General features: G+C 72.1%; 8 protein-coding genes. 5 read left to right on the top strand and 3 right to left on the bottom strand.

Annotation, left to right across the window (positions count from 1 at the left end; genetic code table 11):
• Positions 1–1,014, bottom strand: a complete 1,014-nt coding sequence (locus ABC766_RS30450; RefSeq protein WP_345820269.1) for a helix-turn-helix transcriptional regulator — start codon at positions 1,012–1,014, stop codon at positions 1–3.
• A 267-nt stretch (positions 1,015–1,281) separates the two neighbouring features.
• On the opposite strand from ABC766_RS30450, the gene ABC766_RS30445 reads away from it, so the two are divergent.
• A complete protein-coding gene (locus ABC766_RS30445; RefSeq protein ID WP_345820268.1) occupies positions 1,282–2,760 on the top strand; it encodes a PAS domain S-box protein in 1,479 nt (492 codons plus the stop codon).
• A 180-nt stretch (positions 2,761–2,940) separates the two neighbouring features.
• Here ABC766_RS30445 and ABC766_RS30440 read toward each other — a convergent pair whose 3' ends face one another.
• Entirely contained in the window at positions 2,941–4,488 is a 1,548-nt protein-coding gene (locus ABC766_RS30440; protein ID WP_345820267.1) for an MDR family MFS transporter, read from the bottom strand.
• 251 nt (positions 4,489–4,739) lie between these two features.
• Here ABC766_RS30440 and ABC766_RS30435 point away from each other — a divergent pair, with 251 nt between their 5' ends.
• Positions 4,740–5,957 carry a TIGR03862 family flavoprotein gene (locus ABC766_RS30435; protein WP_342141839.1) on the top strand — a complete coding sequence of 406 codons (1,218 nt, stop codon included), beginning with the start codon at positions 4,740–4,742 and terminating at the stop codon, positions 5,955–5,957.
• Positions 5,958–5,967: 10 nt separating this feature from the next.
• Here ABC766_RS30435 and ABC766_RS30430 read toward each other — a convergent pair whose 3' ends face one another.
• Entirely contained in the window at positions 5,968–6,858 is an 891-nt protein-coding gene (locus tag ABC766_RS30430; protein ID WP_345820266.1) for a collagen-like protein, read from the bottom strand.
• Between the two features lie 231 nt (positions 6,859–7,089).
• On the opposite strand from ABC766_RS30430, the gene ABC766_RS30425 reads away from it, so the two are divergent.
• From ABC766_RS30425 to ABC766_RS30415, 3 genes are read left to right on the top strand one after another with little or no spacing between them, the layout of a single operon-like run.
• The gene (locus ABC766_RS30425) at positions 7,090–7,881 is read left to right on the top strand and encodes an ImuA protein (RefSeq protein WP_345820265.1); all 792 of its coding nucleotides are present in this window, start codon (positions 7,090–7,092) and stop codon (positions 7,879–7,881) included.
• On the top strand, positions 7,808–9,601 hold the full coding sequence (locus ABC766_RS30420; RefSeq protein ID WP_345820264.1) for a DNA polymerase Y family protein: 1,794 nt from the start codon (positions 7,808–7,810) through the stop codon (positions 9,599–9,601). Before ABC766_RS30425 ends, ABC766_RS30420 begins: the two co-directional genes overlap by 74 nt.
• Positions 9,598–12,888, top strand: a complete 3,291-nt coding sequence (locus ABC766_RS30415) for an error-prone DNA polymerase (protein WP_345820263.1) — start codon at positions 9,598–9,600, stop codon at positions 12,886–12,888. Before ABC766_RS30420 ends, ABC766_RS30415 begins: the two co-directional genes overlap by 4 nt.
• Positions 12,889–12,925 lie beyond the last annotated feature (37 nt).

Raw genomic sequence — 12,925 nt, 5'->3', positions numbered from 1 at the left:
TCAGTCGGCTCGGCCGCCCTCGCGGCGCGTTCGGGACGGCGTGCACCCGTACTTCCGGCGATAACGCTGGCCAAAGTCGCTCATGTGCACGAATCCCCAAGCGCGGGCGATCTCGGCGATCGACCAGCTCGATTTCGCGACCGCCGTCAGATCCTCGTGGGCGCGCGCCAGACGCCGCTCGATGATGAACTGAACGGGCGTCCGGCCCAGCTCCGTGCGGAACTTGTTCTGAAGCGACCGGACACCGATCCTGGCCGCCGCCGCGACATCGGCCAGCGACAGGGCGGATGAGAGATTGGCCTCGATGTACTCGATCGCCAGCCGGAGATGGAGCGACGCGACATCCGGCAGTCGGGCGGCCGTCCCGGCGGCACGTTTGGGCCAGGCGGAGAGCAGCTGATAGCTCATGACTTCCTGAAGCAGGGGGAGCATCAGGTCGGCCTGCCGGTGTGACGCCTGTAGGCGGCGATGAATCAGCCGGATCGAGCAGAACAGAGCCGTCATACCGGGCGTCGTCATCTCGGCGATCGGCGCGAATGCCGGCAGGCCGGGATGATCGCACCCCGTCAGGGCCTCATGGGCCGAAGAGAGCGCCTCAACCGCCAGTGTCGCGCTCACCGCACCGACCGCGGTCGAAGCGCGAACCTCGTGAATGTCCTCGAAGCTCGTCAGAGTGGCAATCGTCGGCGAAGCCAGAATGTCGCCTTGGCGATGCGCATAGATGATATGGCCGCTTGTGACAAAGCGGACCGTCACGAGGCCGGCAGAGAATTTCGGCTTGGTGATGAAGCCGCTCGAAGACCGTGTTTCCCAGAAGCTCAGCGTTTCGCTCTGGCTGCCGGCAATTTCAATGTCCGGAATTGTAGAGTGTGTGGTGTCCAGATGGACGGCAATCCCGCCGCTATCGTTGAACGTCTTGAGCTGACGAAGAGAGACGATATTTGCCGAAAAACTTGCCTGAGGCCGCCAGATGCTCGGATCGAGACCGCTCTGATCTGCCGCCATGATGATCATGTATGCCCGATGCGGGTTCATTGGGATTGAATAGGGGCTCACTGTGCGCGGAATTAATATAGGTTGTGTGTGCATTGCAAGTGCCCTGTGTGTCGCGGCCCGGTTATTGGCGCCGATCGGGCCGTTGTCATGAAAACGAAATTCCTGCAATTTTTGCGAATACTTGAAGTTTGGGAAATTTTAATCGATATCGCGTAGTCCTTAGATCAAATTTGCGGGCTCATTCTTGTTTCGTGGGCCCAAACTCTGCGCGCCATGAGGTTTTCGATGCTGGGTTTTTGGTCTTCCACGGAGCGCGCGCTTCTGGCTGCTCTGGATCGCACCCAGGCTGTCGTCGAACTCAGGATGGACGGTGTGGTTCTGGGGGCCAACCGTGCGTTCCTGGCTCTGACGGGCTTCAGCCTCACCGAGGTGCAGGGGCGTCATCACAGTCTCTTCGTCCCGATCCGTCACCAAGGCGGCGCCGCGGATCGTGCGGTGTGGGAGGATCTGCGTGCGGGGCATGTATCCAGCGATGAATTTCAGCGGGTGATGAAAGACGGGCGCGAGATCTGGGCCCAGTGCAGCTATGTCCCGATCTTCGGACTTGGCGGTCGGCTGGAGAGGGTCGTAAAGTTCGTGACCGACATCACGGGGCTGAAGGCGCAGTCTCTGGATCTCGACGGGCAGATTGCCGCGCTTCATCGGTCCCAAGCCGTGATCGCGTTCGATCCGGACGGAGTGGTTCTGGAGGCCAATGCAAACTTCCTCGACGCCATGGGCTACGGCCTCGACGAGATTCGAGGACAGCACCACAGCCTGTTCGTGGCTGCGGACGAGCGGGCGGGTGAGGCCTACAGGGGGTTCTGGGACCGCTTGGCGGCGGGGCAATTCGCGGCGGGTGAATTCCGGCGCATAGCCAAGGGCGGCCGCGACGTCTGGATCCAGGCCACCTACAATCCGATTCTCGATGTCGACGGACGCGTGGTCAAGGTCGTGAAGTTCGCGGCCGACATCACCGTGCAGGTTCGGGACCGCCAGCGGCGGGTTGAAGCGCAGCGGGTGATCGGCGCGGACCTCGACGCGATCGGCAGCGCGGCCGAGGACGTGGCCCGTCAGACGGTCGCGGCGGTCGATACGGCCGGGCATGTTTCCCACGAGATCCAGTCCGTCGCGTCGGGTACGGAGGAACTCTCGGCCTCGGTCGGCGAGATCAGCCAGCAGGTCAGCCACGCCGCCCGCATGGCCTCCGAGGCGGTCGAGCAGGCCCGGCATACCGGCGCCATCGTGGAGGGGTTGAGCGGACAAGCCGCGCAGATCGGCGAGGTCGTGACCCTGATCCAGGGGATCGCCGGACAGACCAATCTGCTGGCGCTCAACGCCACCATCGAAGCCGCGCGGGCCGGCGCTGCCGGCAAGGGCTTCGCGGTGGTCGCCTCGGAGGTCAAGGCGCTGGCCGAGCAGACCGCCCGGGCAACCGATCGGATCCGCGGACAGATCGTGGCGACGCAGGCGGCAACCCGCGAGGCCGTCGATGCGATCGGCTCGATCCGGATGACGATCCAGGCGCTGGATCATGTCTCCGGGGCGATTGCGGCTGCGGTGGAGGAACAGTCCGCTGTCACCCGGGAGATGTCGGGCAGCATGCAGACCGCCGCGCGCGGCGTGGCGACGATCGCGAGCGGCATGGACGCGATCGCCCGGGCGAGCGAGCGCGTCGACGCCGCCACGCGGCAGGTGCGCGAGGCCGCGCGTGCGGTGTGTTGACGGGTTGGGCGAGGGATCCGTTTGCCGGGCGGCACGGTCCAGATCTGCGAGAGCGTCGTCGATCGCAGCGCCACGTGCCCCGAGACGGTCTTCGCTCTGCACCGGCCAAGCACGCCGGCCAAGCACGCCGGCCAAGCACGCCGGCCGGCCGAGCGACGCCGCAGCCGAGGTTCCGAACCCTCAGCCCGGGTCGCCGGTAGCCGGTTCCCCGCCCATCCGCGGCGATGCGCGTTCGCGCAGGGGCCGCTCCTCCATCAGCGCCAGGAACGTGAAGGCGCCCAGCAGGCCGAGGCAGGCGGCCAGGAAGACGAAACGGAAGGTCAGGGCGAGCTGCGCCGGGTCCGCGCCGCGGATCAGGCTCTCCACGTCGTGGCCTCCTGTCCCGCTCCCTGCCCCGCCCGCGACGCCGCCGAGCACGATCGTGCCGAAAGCCGCCACGATCAGCGCCCCGCCGAGCGACCGGAAGAAGTTCATCGCGGCGGTGGCGATCCCGAGCTGGTGCGGTTCCACCGCGTTCTGGATGGCGATGGTGGAGAGGGGCAGGATTGTCCCGATGCCCATGGAGAGCAGCGCGAACAGCACCTCCATGAGCCAGAAGGGCAGCGCCCGGCCTTCCCAGGCGATGGTGGCGCAGCAGGCGAGGCTGAGGCTCATCATCGCGAGGGGCACGCGCTTGTAGTGCCGGAAATGCAGCATCGATCGGCCCGACAGCGTCGCGCCCGTGACGGTGCCGATCATCAGCGGCACCAGCGCCACGCCGGACTCGCTCGCCGAGAGCCCGATCACCCCTTCGAGGAAGATCGGCACATAGATGGTGAGGCCGATGAAGGTGCCCATGGCGAAGCAGGCGGCCAGCGTCGCGCTGTAGACCACCCGGTCCTTGAGCACCTCCGTGGGGATCAGCGGCTCCGACGCCGTGGCGAGCCGCGCCGCGAAACCGCCGGCCAGTACGGCCGCCCCGGCGAGGAGGGCGAGGATCGTGGGCGAGCCCCAGGGATAGCGCACGCCGCCCCAGCTCAGGGCCAGCAGGAGGGTGACAGAGCCCGCGACCATCAGGGCGGCCCCGGGCCAGTCCAGCCGGTGCTGGCGGTCGTGGCGCGGCAGGCGCTTCAGGTTGGCGTTGGTCAGCGCGAAGGCGAGGATGCCGATCGGCAGGTTGATCCAGAAGATCAGCGACCAGTGCAGGTGCTGGGCGAAGAGGCCCCCGAGCAGCGGCCCCGCCACCGAGGCGGCCACGAACACGCCCGCGATCACCACCTGATAGCGGGCGCGCTCCTTGGGCGACATGATGTCGGCCAGGATGGTCTGGGAAAGCGCGATCAGCCCGCCACCGCCGATCCCCTGGAGGCCCCGGGCCAGCGCCAGCGTCACCATCGTGGGGGCGAGCGCGCAGGCCAGCGACCCGAGCCCGAAGGTTGCGATGGCGATCAGCAGCATGATCCGCCGGCCGTGGATGTCGCTGAGCTTGCCATAGAGCGGGGTCACCGCCGTGGAGGCCAGCAGGTAGGCGGTGACGATCCAGGGGAGGTTGGCGGCGTCCCCGAGGTCGAGCCCGATGGTCGGCATGGCGGTCGCCACGATGGTCTGGTCGAGGGCCGCGAGCAGCATCGCGGTCATCAGGCCGTAGACGATCGCGCGGATCTCGCTCTGGCTGAGGCGATCTTGAGGGGCGCCGGTCTGCGCCTGTGTCTGCGCCGGGGTTCCGGTGACGGCAGCGGGGCTGGCCACGTGTCTGAGCCTCTGATCCGAGCCGTGCCGGCCGACCATCCGGTGCGAATGGGGACAGGGCGGCGAAAGGGGATGGCGGACGGCCCGCGGCCGCGGCTCGGGCCGCCGCTATCCGCGAGGCCCGGGACCAAGAAGAGCTTCCGCTCGGCCGTATCGATCCTTAGCGCAGCGCCGGAGGGCAGCCCATGCCGTCCGGCACCGATCCGGTCTTCGCCCTTGACAGGACTGGCGGCCTGTCGCTCTCCCGGCGGATGCCGGATGACAGGGATGCAATCGCCATCGTGGGCGGCGGGCCGGCCGGGCTCGCCGCGGCCGAGGTGCTGGGAGGCGCTGGCCGCGCGGTCGCGGTCTACGAGCGCATGCCCTCGGTCGCCCGCAAGCTGCTGATCGCCGGGCGCGGCGGCCTCAACATCACCCACAGCGAGGCGCGGGCGGACTTCCTCGCCCGCTACCATCCGCACGGCTGTCTCGATGCCGCCATCGCGGCCTTCCCGCCCGACGCGCTGCGGGCGTGGTGCGCGGAACTCGGCGAGCCGACCTTCGTCGGGTCGAGCGGGCGCGTCTTCCCGCGCAGCTTCAAGGCCTCGCCCCTGCTCCGGGCATGGCTGGCGCGGCTCGACCGCCTCGGGGTCCGGATCCACACCCGCCACCGGCTCACGGCCCTGGGCGGGACGCTGCATTTCGACACCCCGGACGGGCCGCGCGCGATCCGGCCCCGCGCCACCCTGCTGGCGCTCGGCGGGGCGAGCTGGCCGCGCCTCGGCTCGGACGGGCGCTGGGTGCCCCTCCTCGAAGGGCTCGGGGTGGCGGTGGCGCCCCTGCGTCCGGCCAATGCCGGCTTCGCGGTGGCGTGGTCCGACCTGTTCCGGGAGCGGTTCTCCGGCGCGCCGCTGAAGCGGGTGGCGCTCGCCTGCGAAGGCACCGTGGTGCGGGGCGAGGCCGTGATCACGCAGACCGGCATCGAGGGCGGAGCGATCTACGCCCTCTCGCGCGCCTTACGCGAAGCGATCGCGGCCGGGGGCCGCGCGCGGCTCGTCGTGGATCTCCGCCCCGACCTCACCCGGGAGGCCCTCGCCCGCCGTCTGTCCGGCGCCCGGCCGGGCGACTCGGCCGCGACCCGGCTGCGCAAAGCCGCGGGCCTCGCGCCCGTGGCGGCGGGATTGCTGCGCGAGGCGGCCGGCGCCGCCCTCCCGGCGGATCCCGGGGCGCTGGCCGGATTGATCAAGGCCGCGCCGCTCACCCTCACCGCCTCCGCGCCGATCGAGCGGGCGATCTCGACGGCGGGCGGCGTCCGGCTCGACGCCCTCGACGAACGGTCGATGCTGCGGGCCCATCCCGGCCTGTTCCTGGCCGGGGAGATGCTCGACTGGGAGGCGCCGACCGGCGGCTACCTGCTCCAGGGCGCCCTCGCGGGCGGAAGGGCGGCCGCCGCCGGGATGCTCGACTGGCTGCGCGAGACCGGCGGCTGACGCGCCCGCCTCACGGCCGCGTGCAGAACCCGACGATGCCGGACGCGTCCGCGGGGCAGCTGGCGCCCTCCCCGTCATAGACCGGCACGCCACCCTTGAGGCAATGGGCCGTGACCAGCATCTCGCCGGTCCCGCAGGTGATCGTGCAGCCCCCCGGGCAATCGGATTTGCGCACGGGTCGCAAGCTGGCGGCTGTGGCCTCGCCCTTCGGGCCCGGGCCGCCCTGCGGTCCGACCGGACCCCGCGGGCCCGGAGGACCCTGCAGGCCCGCGGCCCCGGCATCGCCCTTCGGGCCCGGTGCGCCCTGCGGGCCGACCGCGCCCTGGGGGCCGGTCTCCCCTTTCGGACCGGTCTCGCCCTGAGGACCCGTATCGCCCTTAAGACCCTGCTCGCCCTTGGCTCCTTGGTCTCCCTTGGCCCCCTGATCGCCCTTGAGACCGGCCGCGCCCTTGGCCCCCGTCTCCCCGGGCGGTCCTGCGACACCCTGAGGGCCGGGCGGTCCGGGCGGACCCTCCGGCGCGCAGTTCGCCACAACCGCCTCCCGCTCGTCCGGCTCCGCCTTCAGCGTCACCACGCAGGTCGAAGGCCGGTAAGGCAGCCGGAAGGTGAACCGTCCGCGCCGGTCGGCCTGGATCGAGATGTCGTCGTCCAGCACCACGATCGCCCCGGGCTTGCGCACCGAGCCCGAGATCCGGAGGTCGCCGGCCTCGATGCGCGCGTCGTAGACCATGATCGGCTGGCTCGGGGTCTGCGCGTGCCGGACCCGCGGGCGGGCCGGGCGCGATCGCCCTGCGGCGGCCGCGGCCGGATCCGGACCTGCGCCACCCGGCGGATCCGCCTGCTGGCCGAGCGCCGCCCCCGACAGGGCGAGCAGGATCGTCAGAGTGAGGGCTGAGCGCATGCGCGGTCCGGTTCGGCCGCGTCACGCACGCGGCGGCCCGACATTGGTCTCGCCCTGCGAGGGAGGTCAACCGGGGCGGCGGAACCGGCGGTGGCGGTCGATTCCACAGGCGTCCACAGCCATCCACAGGCCAAGCCGCTGCTTCCGTGCGCGATTCCGGGACGCCGTGGAAACCGTTTGTGTACGTTCCTGTTATGTTCCTATCGTCCGGCATGACCGGAGCCGACGGAGATGGGGCTGGACCCTGCGGACGAGACCGAGGGGGCGATCGCGCAGGGCGATCCCCGGGCCCGGCTTGCGGCCCTGCGGATGCGCCTCGCGCCGCCGGCCGGCGAGCGGGACCTGCCGCCGGTCCTGCCGCCGGTCCTGCCGCTGGGCGTACCGGAGCTCGACGGGCATCTGCCGGGCGGTGGCCTCGTCCTCGGGCCGCCCCACGAGATCGCGCCGGCCGAGCCCGTGGACGGGGTCGCGGCCCTCGGCTTCGCCCTGGCGCTGTGCGCCCGCCACCTCGCTGGCCGGCCTGGTCCGGCGCTGATCGCCGCCGCGCCGGGGCAGCCCCTGCCCTACGGCCATGGCCTCGCGGGACTCGGCCTCGATCCCGCCCGGCTGCTGCTGCTGGAGGCCGGCAGCGATGCGGAGGTGTTCCGCGCGCTGGAGGCGGCCCTGCACGCCCGGGCGCTCACGGCCCTCGTCGGCCTCGTCCGGGACGGCCTGCCGCTGAAGCCGGGCCGGCGCCTGCAGCTCGCCGCGGAAGGGTCTGCTCCGCCGCTGCTGCTGATCCTGCGGCCGGCGCCTGCCGGCCTGCCCAACGGGGCCGCCACCCGCTGGCGGATCGCCGCGGCGCCCGCGGCGCGGGACCGGTTCGGCACCCTCGACAGGCCGCGCTGGCGGGCGCGGCTCGAACGCTGTCGCAACGGGCGGGGCGGCGACTGGCTTCTGGAGTGGGACCATGCCGCGCATCGTCTGCATCTGCCTGAGCCACTGGCCGGTGACGCGGCTGCGGCGGGCCGGTCTCGCGCCTGAGCGCGGCCCCCTCGCGGTGGCCGCCGAGGGCCCCGGCGGCCTGCGGCTCGTTGCCCTCGACCCGGAGGCCCGCGCCCTGGGCCTCCAGCCCGGCGAGCCCCTGGGCCGGGTCCGGGCGCGGATCGGCGTGCCGCTCCAGGTCTATCCCGCCGACCCGACCGCCGACCGGGACGCTCTGCTGCGGCTCTGCCGCTGGGCGGGCGGCTACGCGCCCCTCGTGGCGCCGTTCGGGCCGGCCGAGGCGGGGGACGGGCTCTACATCGACGTCGCCGGGGCGAGTCACCTGCGCGGCGGCGAGGCGAGTCTCGTCGACGATCTGGCAGACCGTCTCGCGCGGGGACATATCCCCGCCCGGATCGCCCTTGCCGACACACCCGGGGCCGCCTTCGCGCTGGCCAGCCACGGCGGGGTCGACCGGATCGTCGTGCCGCCGGGCGGGGCGGCCGAGGCTCTGCGGGGTCTGCCCGTGGAGGCCCTGCGGCTGGATCCCGGCACGGTCTCGGGGCTGAAGCGGCTCGGCCTGCGCCGGATGGGCGAACTCGATGCCCTCCCCCGGGGACCCCTCGCCCGTCGCTTCGGCGAGGCGTTGCTGTTGCGCCTCGATCAGGCCCTGGCACGCCGTCCCGAGCCGCTGGCGCCCCTGTCGGAGGCCGCCGAATACGCCGCCGCCCGCGGCTTCCTCGACCCGATCGGGCGGCAGTCGGACATCGTCCGGACCGCCCGCGACCTGATGGCCGAGATCGCCCCCCGCCTGGAGCGGGACGGGCTCGGTGCCTGTACCCTGCGCCTCGCCCTGCACCGGGTCGACGGCGCGGTGCGGGCCCTCGACCTCGGCCTGTCGCGCCCCGAGCGTCACCCCGAGCGGGTCGCGGCCCTGGTTTCCCTGCGCCTCGACCGGTTGGGCTCCGCCCTCGAGGCCGGGTTCGGCTTCGAGACCGTGGCGCTCGCAGTGACGGTGACCGGCGCCATGCCGGCCCGCCAGACCGATCTCGGGGCGGACGCCTCCGGCGATGGGGTCGCCGTCCTGGCCGATGCCCTGGCGCAGCGCCTCGGGCGGGGGTTGCTGCGCCTGGAGCCATGGGCGAGTCACCTGCCGGAACGGGCTGATCGGAGCGGTCCCTGGGTTGCCGGAGAGGGGCACGGATCGTCAGCGGACAAGGACATCGGCCGGACGCGCGCGCATCGCCCTCTCCCCTCTGCGGAGGAGGGTGCCCCCCGAAGGGGGACGGGTCGGCACGAAGTCCCGCGCGGGGGGAGCGAGGGTGCAGGATCCGGCCGTGGCCTTCATGAAGCGCGCGATCCCTCCGGAAGCGGCTTTCCCCTCTCCCGGCCCCTTCTGAAGCAGGAGCCAACCTCCCCCGCAGAGGGGGGCGTGAGGGCGCGGGCCTTTCCCATCTCCGTCCCCTGCTCCATCCCCTGGCCCGATCACCTCCCGCCCCGCCCCCTTGTGCTGTTCCCCCGGGGCGAAGCCGCGTGCGACGTGCTCTCCGCCGTCCCGGAGGGGCCGCCCCGGCGCTTCCGCTGGCGCGCGCAGGTTCACCGCGTCGCCCATGCCGAGGGGCCGGAGCGGATTTCCGCCGAATGGTGGTGCGCGCCCGGCGCGGAGCGCGACTATTACCGCGTCGAATGCGAGGCCGGTCACCGGCTCTGGCTCTACCGCGACGGGCCGCACGCCCCCGGGCAGCCGGCCGCGTGGTACGTCCACGGGCTGTTCGCGTGAGCCGCCCCGAGATCCCTTTCGCCGAACTCGCCGTCACCACGAACTTCTCGTTCCTCCACGGCGCCGCGCACCCGCAGGACTATGTCGTGCAGGCGGCGGCCTACGGCCTCGCGGCGATCGGCATCGCCGACCGCAACACCGTGGCCGGCGTGGTCCGGGCGCATGCGGCGGCGCGGGCGCTCGAAGCGGAGGGCACGAAGATCCGGATCCTGCCCGGCGTCCGCCTCGTCACCGAGGAGGGGTTCGAGGCCGTCACCTACCCGATGGACCGGGCGGCCTGGGGTCGCCTCTGCCGGCTGCTCACCCTGGGCAACCGGCGCGTCCGCAAGGGTGAGTGCCGCTTCGCCTTCGCCGAGATGCTGGAGGCCGCGGAGGGGCAGATGTTCATCGCCATGCCGCCGGCCCGGCGCCTGCCGGAGGGCTTCCGGGCGCGTCTGGAGGCGCTTGCCGCCGCGGCCCCGGGCCGGACCTTCCTCGGGGCGAGCCATACGCGCCGGGGCGACGAGCGGCGCCGCCTCGGTCTGCTCGCCGAGCTGGGCGCGGCCGCCCGCGCGCCGATGGTCGCGGTCTCGGACGCGCTCTACCACCATCCCGAGCGGCGCCCGCTCCAGGACGTGGTGACGTGCATCCGCGCGGGCTGCCGGATCGGCGAGGCGGGCTACCGGCTGGAGGCCAATGCCGAGCGCCACCTGAAGCCCCCCGCCGAGATGGCGCGGCTGTTCGCCGACCACCCGGAGGCGGTGGCCCGCACCGTCGAGATCGCCGAGGCCTGCGGCTTCTGTCTGTCCCAGCTGCGCTACGAATATCCCGACGAGCCGGTGCCCCCCGGGCGCACGCCGCAGGAATACCTGGAGGAGAAGACCTTCGAGCGGGCGCACTGGCGCTACGGCGGCGATATTCCCTCCGCCGTCGCGGCGACGCTCCGCGAGGAGCTGCGGCTCATCGCCAAGATGGACTATGCCCGTTACTTCCTGACCCTGTTCGACGTGGTCGAGTTCGCCCGCGGCAAGGGGATCCTCTGCCAGGGCCGCGGCTCGGCGGCCAATTCCGCCGTATGCTTCTGCCTGGGCATCACCGCGGTGGACCCGTCCAAGCACCGGCTGCTCTTCGCCCGCTTCATCTCGGAGAACCGGGGCGAGCCCCCCGACATCGACGTCGATTTCGAGCACGAGCGCCGCGAGGAGGTGATCCAGCACCTCTACGCCCGCTACGGCCGGGAGCGGGCCGCCCTCTGCGCCACGGTGATCCACTACCGTCCGCGCATGGCGATCCGCGAGGTCGGCAAGGTCCTCGGGCTCACCGAGGACGTGACCGCGGCGATCGCCGACACGGTCTGGGGCTCCTGGGGCACCGGGATGCCGGACCAGCATGTGCGCGAGGCCGGCCTCGATCCGGGGAACCCGGCGATCCGGCAGGCGCTGGACCTCGCCCATCAGCTGATCGGTTTCCCCCGCCACCTGTCCCAGCATGTCGGCGGCTTCGTGCTGACCCGCGGGCGCCTCGACGAGACCGTGCCGGTGGGCAACGGCGCCATGGCGGACCGCACCTTCATCGAGTGGGACAAGGACGACATCGACGCGATCGGCCTGATGAAGGTCGACGTGCTGGCGCTCGGCATGCTGACCTGCCTCAAGCGCGGCCTCGCGTTTCTGGAGAAGGACCACAATACCTTCTACGAGACGCTGGCCGACCTGCCCCAGGAGGATCCCGCCACCTACGCGATGCTGGCGAAGGCCGATTCCGTCGGCGTGTTCCAGGTCGAGAGCCGGGCGCAGATGTCGATGCTGCCGCGCCTGAAGCCCAAGGAATTCTACGACCTCGTCGTGCAGGTGGCGATCGTGCGCCCCGGTCCCATCCAGGGCGACATGGTCCATCCCTACCTGCGGCGCCGCTCCGGGATCGACCCGGTGGAGTACCCCGCCCCGCACCCGGACCACGGGCCGGCGGACGAACTGAAGGAGGTCCTGCAGAAGACCTACGGGGTGCCGCTGTTCCAGGAGCACGCTATGCAGATCGCCATCACGGCGGCGGGCTTCACCCCGGCCGAGGCCGACGGCCTGCGCCGGGCGATGGCGACCTTCCGCCATGTCGGCTCGATCGGCGGCTTCGCGGACAAGTTCGTGGGCGGCATGACCCGCCGGGGCTACCCGCAGGACTTCGCCGAGCGCTGCTTCGCGCAGATCCGCGGCTTCTCCACCTACGGATTCCCGGAGAGCCACGCGGCGAGCTTCGCGCTCCTCGTCTACGCCTCGGCCTGGATGAAGTGCCGGCACCCCGACGTCTTCCTGGCCGCGATCCTCAACGCCCAGCCCATGGGCTTCTACCAGCCGGCCCAGCTCGTGCGCGACGCCCGCGCCCACGGGGTCGAGGTGCGGGGCGTCTGCGTCAACGCCAGCGACTGGGACTGCACCCTGGAGCCGGCCGGAAATCCCGCGCTGCACGCCGTGCGGATCGGCCTGCGGGTGGTGCGCGGCCTGCCCGAGGCCGCCATGCGCCGGCTCGTGCGGCTGCGGGCCAACGGCTATGCCAGCATCGAGGGCCTGCAGGCCGCCCTCGCCCTGCCCCGCAACACCCTGGAGCGGCTGGCCGAGGCGGACGCGTTCCGCTCGCTGGGCCTCGACCGGCGCGCCGCCCTCTGGATGGTCCGCACCCTGGAGGGGACCTCGGCGCGCAAGGCCGCCAAGGCCGACCCGAGCGCGCGCCGGGCCCATCTCCTCGACGCGCCCCTGCCGCTCTTCGCGTGGCACGCCGATGACGGCCTGTTCCGGCACGAGCCGGCCGTGGACCTGCCGTCCCTGGCCCCGTCCGAGGCGGTGGCCGAGGATTACGCCGCCACCGGCCTGTCGCTGCAGGGGCACCCGGTCGCCTTCTTCCGGGGGCGGCTCGCCCGGATCGGCGCGATCCCGGCCCGGGCGCATCTCGATCCCGCCCTGCCCCAGGGGGCGCGGGTCACGGTGGCGGGCCTCGTGCTGATCCGCCAGCGGCCCGGCACCGCCAAGGGCGTGGTGTTCCTGACCCTGGAGGACGAGACCGGTATCGCCAACGTGATCGTCTGGAAGACGGTGTTCGAGGCCAACCGCCGGATCGCCATGCAGGCCCGGTTCCTCGCCGTGCGCGGCCGGATCCAGCGGGCGGACGGGGTGGTCCATCTCGTGGCCGAGGGGTTTCGCGATCTCACCGCGTCCCTGCGCGACCTGCGCGAGGCCGGGATGAAGCTGCCCCCCGAGAACACGGATTTCGGCGTGCCCCCGGATCGGCGCGTGTATCGCAGCCGGGATTTCCACTGAGGAACGCCCCTCGACAGGCCCCGCGCCGCGCGTAGAG

Origin of the sequence: Methylobacterium fujisawaense, from assembly GCF_039619325.1 — a bacterium.
In the GTDB taxonomy this organism is placed as follows: domain Bacteria; phylum Pseudomonadota; class Alphaproteobacteria; order Rhizobiales; family Beijerinckiaceae; genus Methylobacterium; species Methylobacterium fujisawaense.
The sequence above is the reverse complement of the archived record's forward strand: the minus strand, read 5'-3'. Positions and strand labels throughout refer to the sequence as shown.

Bases quoted from the DNA above. Each gene is read 5' to 3' on its own strand.
- ABC766_RS30450 (WP_345820269.1), bottom strand. From the start codon at position 1,014: ATGATCATCATGGCGGCAGATCAGAGCGGTCTCGATCCGAGCATCTGG.
- ABC766_RS30445 (WP_345820268.1), top strand. From the start codon at position 1,282: ATGCTGGGTTTTTGGTCTTCCACGGAGCGCGCGCTTCTGGCTGCTCTG.
- ABC766_RS30435 (WP_342141839.1), top strand. From the start codon at position 4,740: ATGCCGGATGACAGGGATGCAATCGCCATCGTGGGCGGCGGGCCGGCC.
- ABC766_RS30430 (WP_345820266.1), bottom strand. From the start codon at position 6,858: ATGCGCTCAGCCCTCACTCTGACGATCCTGCTCGCCCTGTCGGGGGCG.
- ABC766_RS30425 (WP_345820265.1), top strand. From the start codon at position 7,090: ATGGGGCTGGACCCTGCGGACGAGACCGAGGGGGCGATCGCGCAGGGC.
- ABC766_RS30420 (WP_345820264.1), top strand. From the start codon at position 7,808: ATGCCGCGCATCGTCTGCATCTGCCTGAGCCACTGGCCGGTGACGCGG.